We start from the raw sequence: 18,052 nt of genomic DNA on the forward strand, positions 1-18,052 counted from the left end.
TATTCCTCCTTATCTAAACGATATAGTCTAGAATTTTTTCATTACTTCTAATATATTATACAAATTAATATTTAACATTATTAAATGATAAGCATTAATGACTTTCCGGTCAATAAATGTGCTTTATCTTACGTAAATACAAAAACCGCATTCTAAAGAAAAAGAATGCGGTTCTTTATTTATATTTGTTTAATTGTAAAATTCAATCTTAAACCCATTATTTTCAGATGGATTCCACATGTAAAATCTTATTTTAATACGATTATTACCTTTATCCTTCATCAAAAGCATCTAAATGAACATTTAAAAATCCGTTAAAACTGGGAATCTATACCCTTTTAAATCTAATTCTTTATTACTCCGAACCATTAAATACTTACTAGACTGTAATTCTGTATATTGTATCTCATCAATCCCTAATTGATCTGGGCAAAAGTAAAATTCAACCTCTGTAAATGATTCAGAGATTTCCTCACATAATTCATCTAAAATCGGAAGTACTGGAGCAAACACTCCATATAACTTTAGCTTTTCATTTTCTACTTCATAAACGATCATCGCATCTAGTTTCTTAGAATAATACAGTCTCTCATTCCACTTTAAGTCATACATTTTCAAATAAAACGAAGATCGATAATTTATTGTCGAAAACATATTAGAAAGCCTTTGACCATTTTCAATTATTTCATTTATTAAATTTCTATCCTCTTCATTATAAAAATCTAACTTTCTAAGTATCGAATCTTTATTATTCTTTTTATCATACGGTATAGTCATCAGATATTCCTGCACAATTTGAAATCCAAATGATTTATATAGTTCAGGGGTTTCAGTAAACAAGAAAGCATATTCACATTCCTTATCAATTTTTTCTATCATCTTATTAAGCAATTGTGTCATTAGTCCTTGTCTACGAAAATCCGGATGTGTCATTACTGATTGAATGCCCGCTGCATTTATTTTTTCACCATTAATTAGTAACGGAAGTGAAAACGCGGCAACATTTGCAATCACTTTATCATCTTGTATAAATGATAACGCTTTATATGTATAATCCCAATATCCTTTCTCTGAAAAATCATGTAATGTTTGACTTGTAATCCCAAACACTTCTTCAAATAAAGGAAATAACTGCTCTCTTTTCGGTTCTTCTAATAGAAGATATGCAATTTTTTCAATATTCCCCATGTTGTACCTCCATACGTCGATTCCATTAAATTAGATAAACTTATAAGACCTACCCATAAAATAATAGGCCTTACAAATCAATATAGTATCATAAAATATAAAAAAAGAATCTAATTAATTTTATGTTTTGACTCTTTAAAAATAAGTCGAATAAACCAATATTAAGTTTTTTTGAATATTAATAAGTTTATTATATAAAAACAGCGCTTTCTAATGAGTTTTTGCTAATAGAAATGCACCATTTATAAAAAATATTTATTTAATCTTTAGTTCCTTCAATCCTCTCCTTCGTATTAATTTCTTCTCCCCTTATTCGTGTTTCAAATGTCTTTCTCCAACTAGTAGAAAGCGCATGTACTTCTAAAATTCTTTTTAGTCCTTCCATATTTTGTTTTTCTTTATGCATGATACAATTAGCAAACGCTACTGTAATGCCTTTCGAATCAGACTGCAGCAATTTTAACGTATCGACTGGTGATACCCATCCTTCTTTTAATACGCGAAAATAAAACCCTGTATATCCTGTTTCTTGAAAATACAATGGTAACCTTGGAACATTGTATTTCTTAGCTAGTTTAAAACAAGGCTGTCTTGGCTGCGTCACTTGTACTATCGCTTCTCCAAGTTGAAACGTATCACCAATACAAACATCCTCTTCGCGCATACCGCTAACTGTTATATTTTCTCCGAAGGCTCCATATACAAGGTCTTGACTCAATTCTTTCTCCCAATATCCATAATGTTCTCCCGAATACACACAAACCGCTTTATCCACTCCACCATGATGAACTAAATCCGCTTGGCCATCACCTTTAAATTTTACAAACGATAAATATATAAGCTCCTTTGTTTCAACTTTATTTATGCCTGTTTGAATTAACTTTCCTCCATATATAACCTCTTTTGGCAATCCTATGTTTAGAGATAGTATCTCATATTCTTTATTCATCCTTATCGCTCCTCTTGCTTATTTTACATATAAAGGCGTTAAACGATATATTCCTGTCGGTAAACCACCTCATACCTTTTTTGAAGTACTTGTGAATAATTTCCTGTTAATACGTTCGATTTCAACAATTCTACTTCACCTCATCTAATTTTTATAATCAATCCATTTCTGATAAAGTGATTATAAATCTCATAAAACCATTGTTCAATTCAATTATTTATATAATAATGATAGGTATATCCTATGATTAAATTTGAGGTGATTCCAATCGAATTACGACAACTAGAATACTTTTTAGCTGTTTCGAAAGAGTTACATTTTACAAAAGCAGCTGAGAAATTAAACATTTCACAACCTTCACTAAGTCAACAAATACGTGCATTAGAACATGAAGTGGGAATACCGCTTTTCGATCGAATTGGTAAAAAAATATCTTTAACTAAAGCAGGAAGAATTTTATTATCACACGGTAAAGCAATTTTTCATGAAGTCGAACAAGCTCGTTCTGCCATTCAAGATTTAAATGGATTACAGCACGGCTCCTTAACAATAGGATCTTTGTTAACCGTAGTAAATTATTTACTACCACCAGCTATATTAGATTTCAATAAGCAATATCCAAATATCGAACTTTCTGTGTTGGGACTTCGTACAGGAGAGATCCTTGAAAAATTATTACAAAACGAACTAGATATTGGCATTACATTTCTCCCGGTGCAAGATAAAGAGATTATTTCTATCCCTCTATACAAAAGTGAACTTACATTAGTCGTGCCAACCGGTCATCAATTAACTGAACGTGATCATGTATCTATTGCTGAATTACAGAACTACCCTTTAATTCTTTTGCCTAAAAATTTCTTTTTAACCGAACTAATTACATCTCATTGTCAAAAATTCAACTTTACACCAAAACCAATTTTAGAAATTAGTACGATGGAATCTTTAGTTCAAATGGTCTCAAGAGACATGGGAATTACAGTATTACCAAAACCTTATATAGATTTTTTGCAAAGCGAACATATTCAATCTATTAAAATTGAAAACCCCACTCCAACAATAGATATAGGACTTATTTATAGAAAAGATAAATACATGTGCGCTACTACCCGAGAATTTATTGAACAACTAAAGTTAACAGTACACTCTCTACAAAATTAAACATAAAAAGAGATTATCCTATGCAGCCGTTACACAACGACCTATTAGAATGATCTCTTTTTATAATGATATAAAACATTACATTTTGTGGTTTCTTTTCTAATAACCTATTATTCATTATAAGTGCTGAATTATTATCGTATTATTAAGCTACACATCAGCGATATTTTATGTCTATTTCGTATAGGTGTTAGCAAGTCCGTTTGCAAACTTGTTAGCACATTTTTATAAAAATTATATAATGCTTCACAAAGTAGGAATCCGTTTCGATCAATCTTTTTTCAAAATGGATTCCTTTTTGTCTCTTATCAATATTCAAATGTTACAGTAGTACCATTAAACCCATCAAAACAATTAGAGCAATTAGAGCAACCACCACAACCACCACAACCAAAACAACTAAAGCAACCGAAGCAACCAAAACAACGGAATCCACCACAACGGCCACCGCCACAACCGCCACAACGACCACCGCCACCACAACGACCACAACCGCCACAGCGACGAGCATCATCTGTAATATAGTAATATGGATATTGGTTTTGCTGGTCCCAATACACAATATTTCCAGACTGATAATCATTAAGGCTTAACGCTTGTAGTTCTTGTTGAAACTTATTCATTTTCATGACCTCCGTTTATAAACTACAACCCCATCGATGCTTACCTATATTTCTGTTCGTTAAATCTAAGTAGAAATAGCGCTATAAACTAAGTTCAATACGTACACCAACAAAATATGACCTATCACTTGATGATGCACCTTGTTCATATGCCTATTTTTACTATGGGCTCATTTTTATAAATGGAAATTATAAAATATGAATTTAAACAATAACATATAAACTTATATAATTTTAGTGCACCTTTTTGGAGAATGGAATATATTTTGTAAAATACGCCCCCACTAGCAACAATACTATTGAGACTAGCCAAGTAAAAATACCGCCAAAATGAAGCCAATATGCAAACAAATTTAAGATTGCAATTAAAAAGCAACAAATAGAAGTTAATGAGCTTTTTAATCCTTTTATCCCTGCTTTTTTTCTTCTTTGATAAGTTATATACATCGAAACGACTAGAAAAAAGATAAAAACAATTAGTAACATAACTTGTAGCAAAGTCAATCCCTCCTATCTATTTCCATCCCCTTAATTTTACCATCTTATTCCTTTTTAATCTTTAGGAACCCATTCATTTTTGTCTTCTCTCCAAAAATCAGTATATTTACTATTTTTAAAGTTCACATTCACCTCAGAAAACGGAAGGCTCTCTCCAACTTTCAATGAGTACCACCCGTTCAAAAGTGGCGATCCGAAGCAAATATTCAATGTACGATCCTTTAAATCAAATAATACAGAATGCAAGGTCCCGAACCACTCTTCATAATTATGTACTGTTAGCCCTTTAGGATATTCACATTCTACCAAACTTTTTAAAGAATCTTTGCTAATTTGTTCACCTTGATTTAAATAGTCTTGTAATATTTGATATCTCTTAGTAGACTGTTCTAGCCTTCTATTATTTAACTTTTTAATGGATGAACTAACCGCATGATTCGTAGATACAATAAAAGCATGATTATTATCTTCAATTGTTGTTATGGATTTATGCCCGTCAAACATTTCAATATGTGCTGCATTTAAAGGATCAGCTACAATAATATTAATATTACTTGCAATTGGCATTTCGTCTATTAGTGACTTAGCCTCCTCTACATTTTTGCATTTCTCCAATAATACTCGAATTACCGCAAAACATTGTAAACCACTTACCATTGGCTTTCTTAAACCTTCAATATTTCCTACTGGTTGCCCACATGCTGAAAATGTGACAGATAATCCATGCTCGTTAACTCCTTCTGTTCGGCCAAAATATTGAGTAGAAAAGCCACTATGTGTATACGCACCTTCAACATGCGTCGAGCAAAAACGCATATCATCTATTTTGGGTGATAAATCATAATTTCTTAATACATACGTATGCTCTGAATCCGTCTTTTGTGGTAATACTGCACAATGACTACAACCTGCCTTTAATAGCGTTTGATAATAATACATCATATTTCTAGACGGAATTTTTAACACTTCGCAAAACCCTTCAATTTCTTCATTAATTCCTGAACAATATTGATTTAATACATTTCTAGATTCTGTCCAGTGGTTATCTGATATAAAATGTTCTTGCTGTATAAATTGTGGAATGAGATACGGATGTTTCTTTACGAATTCTCCTTGTTGCTTACCAATTTCATAATAATTTCCTTTTAGTGACGAAAAATACCCCTTTATTTGATACACCTTAAATTCCCCCTCACATTGAATATATCCATATCATACCGAAATCCTTTTGTTCATTCTTGATGTTTTCCGCTCTTTTCCACTTACATTAACAATCCTTTTTTCTTTTCAATCAGGTCAGTTAATAACTATTTGATACCTACTCAAAACATTGTTAAAACCACTACAGGAACAAGTGTTCGGAATATTATTAGGATGAGTACAGTATTTCGGAACTAGTTAAAATAATATCAAATGGAATAAACTCTACATTGAACCTGTTTATTGGCGTTCAACTGATTATGAAAATGCGAAAACTTGTATTTCAAATGGATGCAAATGGCCATATTGTTCAGTTAATGAAAGAATATTTTTTAATCATCCATTTATTATGATAAAGGGAGTAATTGTATATGAGTAAAAGCAAACCAATTGATGAATTAACTATTAAAGACTTGAAACACAACCCGATATGGGAGTGGGCAATAGATGAAAAGGAAAATGAAGAGTGCGATGAAACGTGGGTAAAACTAGTGGAAACTATAAATTTTTACAGAAGAATTAAACGGTTCAATAGTACTGGGCGAATTAATAATACATAATGATGAAAAATTCCCTATGATGTGTAGTATTGATATTGAAAATAACGAGGTATTAATTAGTTCCATTGTTTTTTATAACGAAAAAGAAAATGAGTATATTGCTATAGCAGATGTAGTAAAAAAGGTTGAGATGCCAATCTCAATTAATATTTATCTCACAATTAATGGAGAGCCTAGATTTTTAAAATTCTTTGCAAATAAAATTGATATTTATAAAAACACTATAAAAACTAACTTAAATTAAATTCTAATTGAAGTTAGGAGAATACTCATTAAGTAAAAAATGGGAAACCATTATAATTAACGGTTTCCCATATATCCTCCTATTTTCAATATTTATATAAATTTATACTAAATAATCCCCTTTTCCACCAATGTCTCTGCGATTTGAACTGAGTTCCAGGCCGCACCTTTTAATAAATTATCAGAAACAATCCAAAGATGGAATCCTTTTGGCGTATCCGGATCTTTGCGTATTCTACCTACAAATGTATCTTTTTTACCCTCTGCATATAATGGCGTTGGATAAATTTGTTCACTAGGATTATCTTGTAAAATAACACCTGGTGCATTCAGTAGTACTCCTTTAATTTCTGCAACGGTCGCTTCTTTTTCAAGTTCAATATAAACAGATTCAGAATGCCCCGATACAACTGGAACTCTGACGCAAGTAGCTGCCATTTTCAGCTTTGGATCTTCTAAAATTTTCTTCGTCTCTTGAATCATCTTTACTTCTTCGAATGTGAAATCGTTTTCTGTAAATATATCCACTTGCGGCAATACATTAAATGCAATTGGGTAATGTTTTTTATCTTTTTGTGCTGGTAATATAGTACTCTTCACTTCTTCACCTGTAAGCATTGACTTAGCCTGTTCTTTTAATTCATGAATCGCGTGAATTCCTGAACCTGATACGGCTTGATACGTTGAAACAATAATTCGATCTAAACCAAATGATCTTCGAATTGGCTGAAGAGCTGTTACCATCTGTAGTGCTGAGCAATTCGGAACTGCTATTATACCTTTATGTCCCTTTAAAGTGTGCGCATTTACTTCCGGAACAACAAGCGGTACATCACGTGCCATTCGGTATTCACTTGTGTTATCAATTACGATGGCACCACTAGAGACTGCGTGATTCACAAATTGCCTAGAAACTTCTCCTCCAGCACTAAAAAAGGCAATATCTACACCTTCAAAGCTATTTGTTTCTGCCTCTTGTATTATTATCTCTCGTCCTTTAAATTGTACTACCTTACCTGCGGATCGTTTTGACGAAAGCAATGTAACTTCAACTATATTAAATTTAGTTTCTTTCTCTAACAGTTCAATAATTTTCTGTCCTACTGCACCTGTAGCCCCAACTACAGCTACATGATAGCCCTTTTTGATCATCTTTTTTCCTCCATTATCACTTGAATGAATATTTCTACAATTTTATTTTATAAAGAATTTAATCATTTGGAAAATTGAAATACGTGATATAATCATTCACAAATCATGATAATAAAAGAGGGATTGCTTATGGAAATGAGACATGTTAAAACATTTTGTGCGATTGTTAAGTATGGTGGTTTTTCTAAAGCTGCTCATGCATTAGGTTATGCGCAATCTACAGTTACAGCGCATATGAAAGCATTAGAGAACGATTTACATCTCCCTCTTTTCGATCGGTTAGGAAAAAAAGTGCTTCTTACAAAAGCAGGTCATCAATTTCATCCTTATGCTTTAGAATTACTTGCAATTTACGAAAAAGCGCAAGAAATCCCTCAAAATACCGATCAATTAGAAGGTACATTGAGTATTACATCAAACGAATCATTAGCAGTGTACCGTTTACCACAATTATTACGTATTTACAAACAGAAAAACCCGAAAGTAAATATCGTACTTGAAACAAACACAAATGAACAAGCATTACAAAAATTACGTGAAGGAGAAACAGATGTTATCTTCATAATTGGAGAAAGTATAGAACATAATGATTTTATTACGTGTACTTTTAGTAATGAAACATTTGGATGGATTTTACCTTCGCATTCCTCAACACACTCTAATCCATTTTGTTTACTAAACGATACCCAATTTATCTTTACAGAACAAAGCTGTGGCTATAGACCGATGGTAGATCGTTTTTTACGTCAAAGCGGGAATATTCCAGCTAAAACATTTGAAACTTCCAACGTTGAAGTCATTAAACAATCAGTCATGTGTGAGTTAGGAATTTCGATTCTTCCTTACATCGTTGTAAAAGAAAGTTGCGAAAAAGAGCAACTCTGTTTTCAGCCTATCGAAACGCCAGCAGTTATTCAAAGCCATGTAATCTATCATAAATCTAGATGGATTTCACCCGTTTTACAATCGTTTCTTTCACTATTAAAAGTGATGAAAATATAAAAATAATATGAAAGAAAACATGAGTTGAGTTCCTTTGAAGAATATCAAACCATGTTTTCTTTCATTCAACTTATATAGTCATCTTCTTTTTATTAGCTGATTCTTTTCCCTCAACTAGAACAAATACAATCGGAAGGACAAGCAAACTAGCAATTGCACACATAATTCCTAAAGAAGAAAACGGCAATCCATTACTTACTGCAAGTGAAGCTGCTCCAGAAGCAATGGTCATTCCAATATACATGGCAGAACTATTTAATGCCATCACAGTCCCTCGCACAGCTGGTTTTAATTCTGAAATTAAAGCCGTTAATGATGCTTGGCCAAATCCAATAAATAAACTCCAAATTATATGTACAGTAATTGCAATTGCTAGATTTTCTATAGAAAGCGAGAATATCATTACACTAATTGAGGCTACAATACTGGCAATGGAAACAACATTCCTCTTTCCTACTTTATCAGCTAACTTTCCACCAAAAATATTTCCAGCCACACTACCAATTCCCGCCAGAAAGATGACAATACCTATCTCGCCAACGGAAAGTCCAAAGTTATTTCCATAATAAACACCTATGTATGAAAACATTCCGTGTAATCCAATTGTCCATAGGAACGTTGCTAATAATGCAAATAAAACTGATACATTTACTAAAACCATTTTTAACGATGCAATCAACGTCTTCGTTATAGAAACACGCACCTCATCTCTCGGTTTTTCATTTTCTAATAGCTGATTAACTAGTAATGTAATAAATAAAGTTAATAGTCCTATACTATAAAATGTCCACTGCCAATTTCCTACTTCAGATAAAAATGCTCCTATAGGTACTCCGATGACTGTCGAACCTACCATTGCTCCCATAATCGTTCCCATTGCTTTTCCCCTTGACTCATATGTAACTTTATCTCCTACTAATGCAAATATACTTGGCATGATCATTGCACCGGATAAACCTGTTAGACCACGAAATAATAAAAGCATTTCAAAATTCTTAGCTATTCCAGTACAAAATGTAGAAATGGAGAAAATAACAAACCCCATTATGATCATACGTTTCCTTCCAACTCTATCAGACATTGGTCCGAATAAAGGTGCAGTTATTCCATAACAAAGTGCATAAATAGTAATTAAAAGTCCTCCACTCCCATCAGGCATACTGATTGTTTCTGTAATAGCTGGTAATAAAGGTGCCACAAGTAATGAATCTAGCCCAACAAAAAAAGCTACAATTGCCAAAATACGTATCATCGACTTTACCTCCATATAAAACTCCCCTTTTATTTCATATATGAAATAACCCCTTATAATTATCCCCCTTCTTTTTATCGCACTAGTTTTTACTTCATATATGAAGTATTTATATAAATAAAAATGTAACAAAGTGTTACATTTTTATTATATTTAACTCAAATGTTTCTTCCACTTTAATAATAAAGCGTCTAAATGTTCTTCTTCTTTCGTAAAACAACCACAGTTCTCTTTTAAAAAATCACTATATTGCACATCTACTTGCTTTTTTGCTTCTTCACCTTTTTTAGTTAAATAAACGAGCGTTTCACGTTGGTCATTGGGGTTCTTCTCTGTCATAACGTAACCATCACGCTTCATCCGTTGAATCATTGTTGTCATATTACTTGGAACACATCCCATGTTTTCAATTAATTTTGACATGGATACTTTCCCAGATTTTGCGAGTACTTGAATTACTCCGAATTGAACATAGCTTATATCATATTGTTCAATTGCTTTATCTAAATTTCTTTGGAGTAAATGATAAACATCACGAATATTTCCGTAAAGCTCTCTGTTATTCATATGTATATTTAAGCCCCTCTAATTTATTTCATATATGAATCATATTCCCATTTATTTCTTGTGTCAATAAAAAACACCTTTGCATTTATACCAACAAAGGTGTTTCAAAATCAATATGTATATTATTTATTAGCTTGTACCTCACCTGCAATTAATTTACTACCTGAATATGTACCTTTTTGTATAAAAACTTGATTAATTAATTCTTTTTGTTCCTTTTCTGACATTACTCCTTTCCCTTCTCCTAAATTCCCACTTTGTAATTTCCAAATCTTGTTGTGGTCCACATCAACCTTTTCATATTTTCCTTGTTTCCATCGTTCTAAAATATCCACATATGTACTTTTTTGTGCAACATCATTACTATTTATAATTTCAAGTAAACTTTCAATACGTTCTTGTGTAATAAAAATATAGCCCCATTTTTGATCAGCTTTCGTTTTTTGATGTGCCATTTCATGTAATGCTGTCTGTATGTTCTCATCTGTCCACTTAAAATTTTTATTAAAACCGCTATTCGGTAATGAATGATTGCCATTTTCTAAAAGCTTTGCATCTTCAGCTTTTACATTACTATCAGCTAGCACTTCTACTGCCGGAGCGGCTGGTGATGCCTTTTTCGCAGCTGGTTTACTATTATTCAGATAATACAGCATACCATACGTTACACCTACCCCGATTACTACCATCCCCACGATAATCCCTAATACTTTAAATAGTGTTTTCATCTCGCCTATTTCCTCCCACATAGCCCTTTTCATAATTTTTATCTATCAAAAACAGATGTAGCATCTCTTTTTTCGCAGCTTGCTGCGATTCATTTTTCCATACTAATTAACATAACTATAACTATTACTTTCCAGAAATGTAGCAACTCCATCCTCATCATTACTTTTGGCAATAAATTTAGCGACGGATTTTAATTCTTCAACAGCATTGCTCATTGCTACGCCAATCCCACACTTCTCTATCATTTCCATATCATTGTAGTCATCTCCAAATGCAATTACTTCTGATACATCTCGATTTAAGTGCTGTAGAACATGCTGAATGCTATTCCATTTTGAAACATCCGTATGCATAATTTGACACAATGTTCCGTTATCTGTAATGACTGCCTTACACTCATCAGGCAATTCCTTAGTGAACTCCTTATTTATTGAGCCATTAGTACAAATGATTAATTTAGAAGCTTTTTCAAAGTTTAACTTTCTTATATCCATGACTTCACACGGCACATCACCAAAATAATCAGTAACATCAAAATTTGAGTACAGCTTATCATTTATTTCAAGACAAATCTGATGGAGATTATACTTTTTTGCTATTTCTATGATTTCTAAAATATCATTTTTAGAAATCTTCATTTCATATAAAATATCATTACCTTTAAGAACTAGAGCTCCGTTATAACAAATAATAATCTCATTCTTTAACACGCTGGGAATATACTGATTTATAGCTCTTGGAGGCCTTGCCGTAGCAAAAATCAATTCGTCTCCATTATTTTTACATTCCCTCAAAATATTAATAGATTTCTCTGAAATTGTTTTATCACTTCTTAATAAAGTCCCATCAAGATCTGAAATAATAATCTTTTTCATGCTTATATTTATTCCTCCTTCACAAGTTATAACTCGACACATCGATTATTTGTTGAAGCAATCGAGCTTTTACGGGTAGTTGACCTCCGCCTAATTTTTTGTCACAGCTGAATTTTGAGTCTAATTCCCCCAAAATGGCGGAATTCATTTTCGTTTATTACATATTTTCTATTCCCTGAATCATATATACATTTCCTTATATTGTATTTCTTTTCTTTGTAAATTGAAAGATTATTCCGTCAAAAAAAACAGTCTTTTTCAAGTGCTAACTCCACTCTAAGCATTTCGTTTTAAATTTATAAAAATATATGCTAGCCCAATATTTAAAGGAGCTGCATAAATATGAGTTTATTGTATGGTGGTTTAACATCTTCAAACTTTGATGAAACTATCTACACTTTTAAAATGTATTCATTCTCTCACTATGAATAATTCTGTTTATAGTATCCATGTTTGTGATGAACGAACAGTTTATCCTTCTCAACTCTTTCTTCCTAAATATACAAATGCTATTAAGAAAAATGAAAAAGCAAACTTACAAATATTAAAAATAATATATAATACGAACCCACATATTCAATATGTATAAAAAAACAACGAGTACCTTATAAGGCACTCGTTGTTTTTTATGCACGATTCTCTTTTAACCACCCCGTAATAGCATCTAACCTCGAAACATCAAAACGGCTTTCTTCACACACGTTCAAGCTGTTTAAACTTTTTACAATTTCTAATTCATTCGACTTTACACTTTTCGCTTCAATCAATTTACAGTATCCGTCCGTTATGGTATTTAAATTTTCATAATAACGCTGAAACGATTTTGATATATGTAAATGCTTTTCAAAGTTTCTTCTTCTTTTCGTCTCATCAGATTCTTTCCTTTTTCTAAGTTCTTCATCATTCGTGTACAAATAAAAATATTGATCCGGAAAACCAATTTCCCTATTTATCATCTTTTCTTTATAAAAGTTTTCTATTAAAGATAACGGTTGATTAAATATATCAAAATGAAAGCACCAATTATAACTAAGTGGCTGATATATGTCCCCATCAAGTATTACAATTTCATATTGCTGTGATTTCTGCACTGCTATTTTCCAGCGCTCTACTTGTTTTTCAAAATACCATGTTCTATGTTCATTTTCTGGTCTTTCAAATAAAAAATTCACTTCAGGTATAATATAAGCACCATAATTTTTTTCTAATTCACGACACGTGCTGCTCTTACCAACAGCACTTGCTCCCTCGAACACTATAATCCCCATTGTTTCTCCCACTTTCATTAACTTAGATCTCGTTGTTTCGCTTTTCTCCCCCATAACTGTCTCCATAAAACAATCGAAGCAATAGAAAGCATGATTGTTGTAATGATACTCCCCTCAATTCCGAACGAGCCTCCATGAAGGAATTCCGATCCGTTTGTTACAGGTTTAAAAAGTGGTGTAGAATACATTGCCATTCCACTTACTGCAAAACCATAAATATTAAATTGCGCCCAATTCCACAGCGAATGCCACGCGCATATCCCCCAAAGACTACTGTCTTTCAAAGCGTAAAAAGCTGCAAATACACCAACTAATATTATATTCGATATTGAAAGAATTGTAATACCTGGATTAAGTAAATGAAGAAAACCAAATAAAAAAGACGTCACAACAATCCCAATCCATATACGGCTTCTAACAGAGAGAACCGGGAATAACCAACCTCGTACAACAATTTCTTCAGTTGCCCCTTGTATTAAAAATGCAACTAAAGACCCTACAATACCAAATATAGCTGTCATTGTAATTTCTTGCATTTGTAATTTCACATTACCTGTTAATAAGAGTAAAATTACTGGTATTGAGATGAAAACAAACCCTATTAAAGCACCTCTCAAATATTTTCTAATCCATTGATTTTTCCAAAAACCAATTGATGAAAATGATCTTTTCTCTACAAATCTAATCCATAAAAAAACAAAAAATATAGCTCCACCAAACGTTAATATCATCTCAATATTGCTATAAATCGCCTTCATAAAGGTTGTTTCTGCTTTCGGTAAGAACAGCATAAATAACATAAATAATTCACCTAAAGTCAAGAATACAATAGCAAGTATAACAGCGAGAACAGGATGAACTTTTCTTCTCCCTTCTTTTGCTGCTTCAATTATTTTAAATTGTTTATTTAGCAATATTCTATCCTCCTTATTGTTGTGATCATCTGTATTCTTAAAATATATATCGTTTCCCCTAAACATACTTTTTAATATAAATGATTTCTGTTTGGAATAAATTCAGATTAGGAATAATATATAAATAAAAGAGATGTCTTTGTGCCCTTTACCATTATCACCCAAATCATTCACTGGTATTACCAGCACTTGCTATTTCACACCATTTGTTGTAAGATAGTAATTAAGGTCAATTTAACAATATATTTTCTTTGCATATTATCAAGTATCAATCAGGACCATTTCGTACTCCTTATGGGTTTTTGATAATATGTGAACTTTTATTTTCATTCAAATAAGGCCGATCATATTGTAATCTTTTTAAATTTTAGGAGGCATTACCATGACATTAACAGGTAAAGTAAAATGGTTTAACAGCGAAAAAGGTTTCGGTTTCATCGAAGTTGCAGACGGTAACGACGTATTCGTTCACTTCTCAGCTATCACTGGCGACGGATTCAAATCTCTTGACGAAGGTCAAGAAGTTAGTTTCGAAGTTGAAGACGGTAACCGTGGACCTCAAGCTAAAAACGTTGTAAAGCTATAATTCAAACAATAAAAAGGTTGTTACCAGCTCGGTTAACAACCTTTTTAATATATAACTAAAAATTTTTACATAAAAGGAGTGGTTACATGTATCGCAATCGAAAGAACGATGTAGCAGAAGTACCACCAGAACAAACACCTGTTTGGGAATGTGAATCAGAGGATTGTTTAGGATGGATGAGAAAGAACTTTTCATTTGAAGAAGAGCCTAAATGCCCTTTATGTAAAAGTAGCATGAAAAGCGGAGAACGTTTATTACCTAAGTTAGGTTAATTTTTACATGCCCCTCTTATTTTATTAAGAGGGGCTTTTTATTAATAATGATTATGCTCTACATCCGTTCGCACAACAGAATACATTAATGCATCGTGTTGTTTATTTCCTTGATGAATGTATCCGCGTAACAGTCCTTCCTTTTGAAAACCTAATTTAGATAACATATTACACGAAGTTATATTTTCAGGATATGTAATAGCTCCAATTCTAAATAAACCTAAATCTCGAAATCCATAAGTAATAATTTCTCGAGCAGCTTCTGAAGCATAACCATTCCCCCAATAACGAGGATGTAAATCATATCCAATCTCAGATCGTTTGCTCCAAAGTTGTAAATTATTTAATCCAATTGTTCCTACTAAAGTATTTGTTTCTTTTAATACAATCCCCCAACGTATCGCCTTTTTCTCAAAGTAATTTTTCGAAAAAGATTCAATCATACGTGAAGCTTGTCCAAACTCAGTAAAAGAATTCATACCGTAATAACACGTTACCTCATCTAATGAGAATATTTCATATATTTTTTGACAATAAGATTGTTCTATTTCAACTAAGCGCAAGCGTTCTGTTTCTAACATAGGAAATGCCATAGGATCACTCCTTTCTCTCTACTCATTTATTATAGCAGAAAAAGTATTTATAATTAGGAAAGTCCTCAATGTCCCATAAATCAAATATTTCTAGCGATGCTTTTATCCTTCTTATTCTATATAAACTAAGAGTATACCTTCTTGCTTTTTGATTACCATTTAGACCTCATGCTATAATTACTATAAAGTGAAACATTAATCAGTAAAAGTTTTGTTCACCTCAACTGATTATTAATTACACCACTCGGATATTTACGGGATATATTAAATTTCAAATTATCAAGAACTGTTAAGAGGTTGGTTTTATGACAAAATATAATTATTTTACATACGCTCTCATGAACACAATTATCTTCTTACCTTATTTTCTTTTTATCATTATTGGAAATTCATATAACACACTGTTAAACGGTTGGTTTCCTCTCATTATCTTCTACACTTTTAAATATACAGGTACTTTTCTTATTCATTCATTTAAAACAAAACTAAACACACGTGAACAGTTATTAAACTTTCTAATAGTAGCGATTATCGGAACTATATGTGGATCGTTAGCTTCTTTTTCAACAATTTGGCTTGAAATCTCAGCTCTTTTTATGGGAATTGCATCAAGTATTTTGTTACCACTTTATACAACTACCCAATATCATGAAAAATTATTATTTGGTAGGAAAATGAAAAGGAATCAATATCTTTTTGCACTATTAACAGTTATATTGATTCTTCCACTTATATTATTTACAGCTAATTCTAATCATGCAAGTTTAGCTTTTATATTTTACGGAATCGCTCTTTATATTTGTTACGTATCCCTAAGAAAAATGCCAACATACGAAGTCACAGTAGAGAACTCATTCCATTTTTCAGTGCCTTCATTTTTATTATTCATTCTCTTTACTACACTACTTTTCCTTATGAAGGCGACTCGTGAAATAAATTTACAACTGCTACTTGTACTATTAGTCGTCACCATTCTTGTTGCAATAGCACTACTAACTATATACATTACTAAAGTGAAATTTCAGCTTCAATTACCTAAGTTTATTTATTACTTCGGATTCACACAAGGAATGATCGTTAATTTTTACCTATTGTATGGCACATTCTTTGCATTGTCACAGAAAAACAGTACTTTCATGATTTATGGCGTTTATTTACCATATGGAATTGGGATTATTCTATCCTTATTTTTAGGATCCAAACTATCCCATCACTTTAACTCTTACCATCCGATAACAGTAACAAATGTGGGTGCATTGTTAGGTATACTATGTACAATGCTATCATGGACATTACCAATCGGTGGTTTACTAGTCGGTTTCTTCTCATCTTTACAAGCAAGACAATTAAATCGTTTCGCATACGACGCCACTAGTTCCCTTAAAGATTCTAGCTTATCACTTCGTAACCGATGGTCTAAACTAGGAAGTATGATAAATCAAATTTTATTAATTACGTTTATATTAGTACTTAGTTTCATTTATCGTATACCATTAAATGAAGTATTCGTAGCCCTTACTGGGAAAGGAATCCAAAACGAACTTCCGATGTTCCCTGTTTTAATAACAGTCAATATTGTCATTTGTTTTATTATTGGTAGCTTATTAATATTTGGTTCTTGGAAATTAGAAAAAACAAAAAGATGATTTTCTCTTTGTTTTTTCTTTATATGCGACTAGCGCTCAATAACAACGTGCTGTTTATCCCCGTTTTCACTTAAAAATCCAGTTAGTCTGAGAAGTGTATCTAACTCATTAACGAAGAGATAGACATCAGTGTATTTCCCCCTGTAAAACAATCCCCTAATCCATACTTTTATGTTAAATTTAGGTAATCATTATTCTTACGGAGGTGTATTAACTTTATGTATATTTTCATTGGCTTAGCACTTCTACTTATATTACTCATTTTTTTATTCGCAAAAAAATTCACACCAAATTCTTTCATGATGACAAGTTTTAAAGGAAATAGCTTAAAAACATTTTCAATTAGTATTTTAATCGCTGCCGTACTTTCTCTTTCATACGGGATTTATCACGCAGTAACATATCAACCTAGTCATTTAGATATTACATTACAAAATCAAGATCGCACTGTTTTCGGTAATATTGGCGAATTCGGTTATTTCTCAGAAGAATTACTGAAAAAAGATGTGAAAACTAAAGTGTATTTTGTTTCTTGGGAACCAATACATTTAGAACACCCGCAAATAAAAATCGACTACCCTTCCGGTAAACAAGAAAATTGGAAACCTACTATATCGTCCATATCTACAAGTACGTTAAAAGAAAAACATAAAATTGAGGAAATTTATCAACTAGCACCATACACCTTTAAAGAATCCGGAAAGGTAACATTAACAATTCAGCATAATAACAAAACAAATAAAAAAATAATACTTACTGTAAAATAAAACAAAA

19 protein-coding genes and 3 pseudogenes are annotated in these 18,052 nt (G+C 32.0%); 8 read left to right on the forward strand and 14 right to left on the reverse strand.

The window, feature by feature from the left end:
- Nucleotides 1-303: 303 nt before the first annotated feature.
- The 3 genes and pseudogenes from ACP6L7_RS00180 to ACP6L7_RS00190 all read right to left on the reverse strand — a co-directional run.
- Nucleotides 304-1,188 carry a GNAT family N-acetyltransferase gene (locus tag ACP6L7_RS00180; protein ID WP_097831118.1) on the reverse strand — a complete coding sequence of 295 codons (885 nt, stop codon included), beginning with the start codon at nucleotides 1,186-1,188 and terminating at the stop codon, nucleotides 304-306.
- Between the two features lie 259 nt (nucleotides 1,189-1,447).
- Nucleotides 1,448-2,137 (reverse strand): MOSC domain-containing protein, encoded by a 690-nt coding sequence (locus ACP6L7_RS00185; protein ID WP_097831119.1) that lies wholly within the window; start codon nucleotides 2,135-2,137, stop codon nucleotides 1,448-1,450.
- 21 nt (nucleotides 2,138-2,158) lie between these two features.
- Nucleotides 2,159-2,265, reverse strand: a pseudogene (locus ACP6L7_RS00190) (aminotransferase class III-fold pyridoxal phosphate-dependent enzyme); the annotation flags it as partial.
- Between the two features lie 130 nt (nucleotides 2,266-2,395).
- On the opposite strand from ACP6L7_RS00190, the gene ACP6L7_RS00195 reads away from it, so the two are divergent.
- Complete coding sequence (locus ACP6L7_RS00195) at nucleotides 2,396-3,298, forward strand: LysR family transcriptional regulator (protein ID WP_097831165.1); 903 nt, start codon at nucleotides 2,396-2,398, stop codon at nucleotides 3,296-3,298.
- Between the two features lie 308 nt (nucleotides 3,299-3,606).
- Here the strand turns inward: ACP6L7_RS00195 and ACP6L7_RS00200 are convergent, their stop codons facing one another.
- The 3 genes from ACP6L7_RS00200 to ACP6L7_RS00210 all read right to left on the reverse strand — a co-directional run bounded on the left by ACP6L7_RS00200 (nucleotide 3,607) and on the right by ACP6L7_RS00210 (nucleotide 5,598).
- Nucleotides 3,607-3,921, reverse strand: coding sequence for a heterocycloanthracin/sonorensin family bacteriocin (locus ACP6L7_RS00200; protein WP_141533489.1), 315 nt, complete (start codon nucleotides 3,919-3,921; stop codon nucleotides 3,607-3,609).
- A gap of 234 nt (nucleotides 3,922-4,155) precedes the next feature.
- Entirely contained in the window at nucleotides 4,156-4,419 is a 264-nt protein-coding gene (locus ACP6L7_RS00205; RefSeq protein ID WP_141533488.1) for a hypothetical protein, read from the reverse strand.
- Nucleotides 4,420-4,473: 54 nt separating this feature from the next.
- Nucleotides 4,474-5,598, reverse strand: a complete 1,125-nt coding sequence (locus ACP6L7_RS00210; RefSeq protein ID WP_097831120.1) for a C45 family autoproteolytic acyltransferase/hydrolase — start codon at nucleotides 5,596-5,598, stop codon at nucleotides 4,474-4,476.
- A gap of 392 nt (nucleotides 5,599-5,990) precedes the next feature.
- Here ACP6L7_RS00210 and ACP6L7_RS00215 point away from each other — a divergent pair.
- Nucleotides 5,991-6,423 (forward strand): annotated as a pseudogene (locus tag ACP6L7_RS00215) (hypothetical protein).
- A 107-nt stretch (nucleotides 6,424-6,530) separates the two neighbouring features.
- Here ACP6L7_RS00215 and ACP6L7_RS00220 read toward each other — a convergent pair.
- Nucleotides 6,531-7,574, reverse strand: coding sequence for an aspartate-semialdehyde dehydrogenase (locus ACP6L7_RS00220; protein WP_097831123.1), 1,044 nt, complete (start codon nucleotides 7,572-7,574; stop codon nucleotides 6,531-6,533).
- 129 nt (nucleotides 7,575-7,703) lie between these two features.
- On the opposite strand from ACP6L7_RS00220, the gene ACP6L7_RS00225 reads away from it, so the two are divergent.
- Nucleotides 7,704-8,576 (forward strand): LysR family transcriptional regulator, encoded by an 873-nt coding sequence (locus ACP6L7_RS00225; RefSeq protein ID WP_097831124.1) that lies wholly within the window; start codon nucleotides 7,704-7,706, stop codon nucleotides 8,574-8,576.
- Nucleotides 8,577-8,646: 70 nt separating this feature from the next.
- On the opposite strand, the gene ACP6L7_RS00230 is transcribed toward ACP6L7_RS00225, so the two are convergent.
- The 4 genes from ACP6L7_RS00230 to ACP6L7_RS00245 all read right to left on the reverse strand — a co-directional run bounded on the left by ACP6L7_RS00230 (nucleotide 8,647) and on the right by ACP6L7_RS00245 (nucleotide 11,999).
- Entirely contained in the window at nucleotides 8,647-9,843 is a 1,197-nt protein-coding gene (locus ACP6L7_RS00230) for an MFS transporter (RefSeq protein ID WP_097831125.1), read from the reverse strand.
- A 138-nt stretch (nucleotides 9,844-9,981) separates the two neighbouring features.
- Entirely contained in the window at nucleotides 9,982-10,395 is a 414-nt protein-coding gene (locus ACP6L7_RS00235) for a MarR family winged helix-turn-helix transcriptional regulator (protein ID WP_430528866.1), read from the reverse strand.
- Between the two features lie 122 nt (nucleotides 10,396-10,517).
- A complete protein-coding gene (locus ACP6L7_RS00240) occupies nucleotides 10,518-11,123 on the reverse strand; it encodes a PRK06770 family protein (RefSeq protein ID WP_071745597.1) in 606 nt (201 codons plus the stop codon).
- Nucleotides 11,124-11,225: 102 nt separating this feature from the next.
- Nucleotides 11,226-11,999 (reverse strand): HAD family hydrolase, encoded by a 774-nt coding sequence (locus ACP6L7_RS00245; RefSeq protein WP_097831127.1) that lies wholly within the window; start codon nucleotides 11,997-11,999, stop codon nucleotides 11,226-11,228.
- 382 nt (nucleotides 12,000-12,381) lie between these two features.
- On the opposite strand from ACP6L7_RS00245, the pseudogene ACP6L7_RS00250 reads away from it, so the two are divergent.
- A pseudogene (locus ACP6L7_RS00250) lies at nucleotides 12,382-12,588 on the forward strand (arginase family protein); the annotation flags it as partial.
- Between the two features lie 37 nt (nucleotides 12,589-12,625).
- On the opposite strand, the gene ACP6L7_RS00255 reads toward ACP6L7_RS00250, so the two are convergent.
- On the reverse strand, nucleotides 12,626-13,267 hold the full coding sequence (locus tag ACP6L7_RS00255; protein WP_097831167.1) for a DEAD/DEAH box helicase family protein: 642 nt from the start codon (nucleotides 13,265-13,267) through the stop codon (nucleotides 12,626-12,628).
- A 17-nt stretch (nucleotides 13,268-13,284) separates the two neighbouring features.
- Nucleotides 13,285-14,181 carry a CPBP family intramembrane glutamic endopeptidase gene (locus ACP6L7_RS00260; RefSeq protein WP_097831128.1) on the reverse strand — a complete coding sequence of 299 codons (897 nt, stop codon included), beginning with the start codon at nucleotides 14,179-14,181 and terminating at the stop codon, nucleotides 13,285-13,287.
- 382 nt (nucleotides 14,182-14,563) lie between these two features.
- Here ACP6L7_RS00260 and cspD point away from each other — a divergent pair, with 382 nt between their 5' ends.
- Together cspD and ACP6L7_RS00270 are read left to right on the forward strand one after the other, a co-directional pair.
- Entirely contained in the window at nucleotides 14,564-14,767 is a 204-nt protein-coding gene (gene cspD / locus ACP6L7_RS00265) for a cold-shock protein CspD (protein ID WP_000176365.1), read from the forward strand.
- Between the two features lie 86 nt (nucleotides 14,768-14,853).
- Complete coding sequence (locus tag ACP6L7_RS00270) at nucleotides 14,854-15,039, forward strand: cold-shock protein (protein ID WP_000286203.1); 186 nt, start codon at nucleotides 14,854-14,856, stop codon at nucleotides 15,037-15,039.
- A 41-nt stretch (nucleotides 15,040-15,080) separates the two neighbouring features.
- Here ACP6L7_RS00270 and ACP6L7_RS00275 read toward each other — a convergent pair whose 3' ends face one another.
- A complete protein-coding gene (locus ACP6L7_RS00275) occupies nucleotides 15,081-15,632 on the reverse strand; it encodes a GNAT family N-acetyltransferase (RefSeq protein ID WP_097831129.1) in 552 nt (183 codons plus the stop codon).
- Nucleotides 15,633-15,937: 305 nt separating this feature from the next.
- On the opposite strand from ACP6L7_RS00275, the gene ACP6L7_RS00280 reads away from it, so the two are divergent.
- Both ACP6L7_RS00280 and ACP6L7_RS00285 read left to right on the forward strand, forming a co-directional pair.
- Nucleotides 15,938-17,278: a hypothetical protein gene (locus ACP6L7_RS00280; protein ID WP_098361831.1), complete on the forward strand. Its 1,341-nt coding sequence runs from the start codon at nucleotides 15,938-15,940 to the stop codon at nucleotides 17,276-17,278.
- 218 nt (nucleotides 17,279-17,496) lie between these two features.
- On the forward strand, nucleotides 17,497-18,045 hold the full coding sequence (locus ACP6L7_RS00285; RefSeq protein WP_097831131.1) for a hypothetical protein: 549 nt from the start codon (nucleotides 17,497-17,499) through the stop codon (nucleotides 18,043-18,045).
- Nucleotides 18,046-18,052 lie beyond the last annotated feature (7 nt).

The sequence above is a fragment of the Bacillus silvicola genome (assembly GCF_050524305.1).
Taxonomy (GTDB): domain Bacteria; phylum Bacillota; class Bacilli; order Bacillales; family Bacillaceae_G; genus Bacillus_A; species Bacillus_A cereus_AT.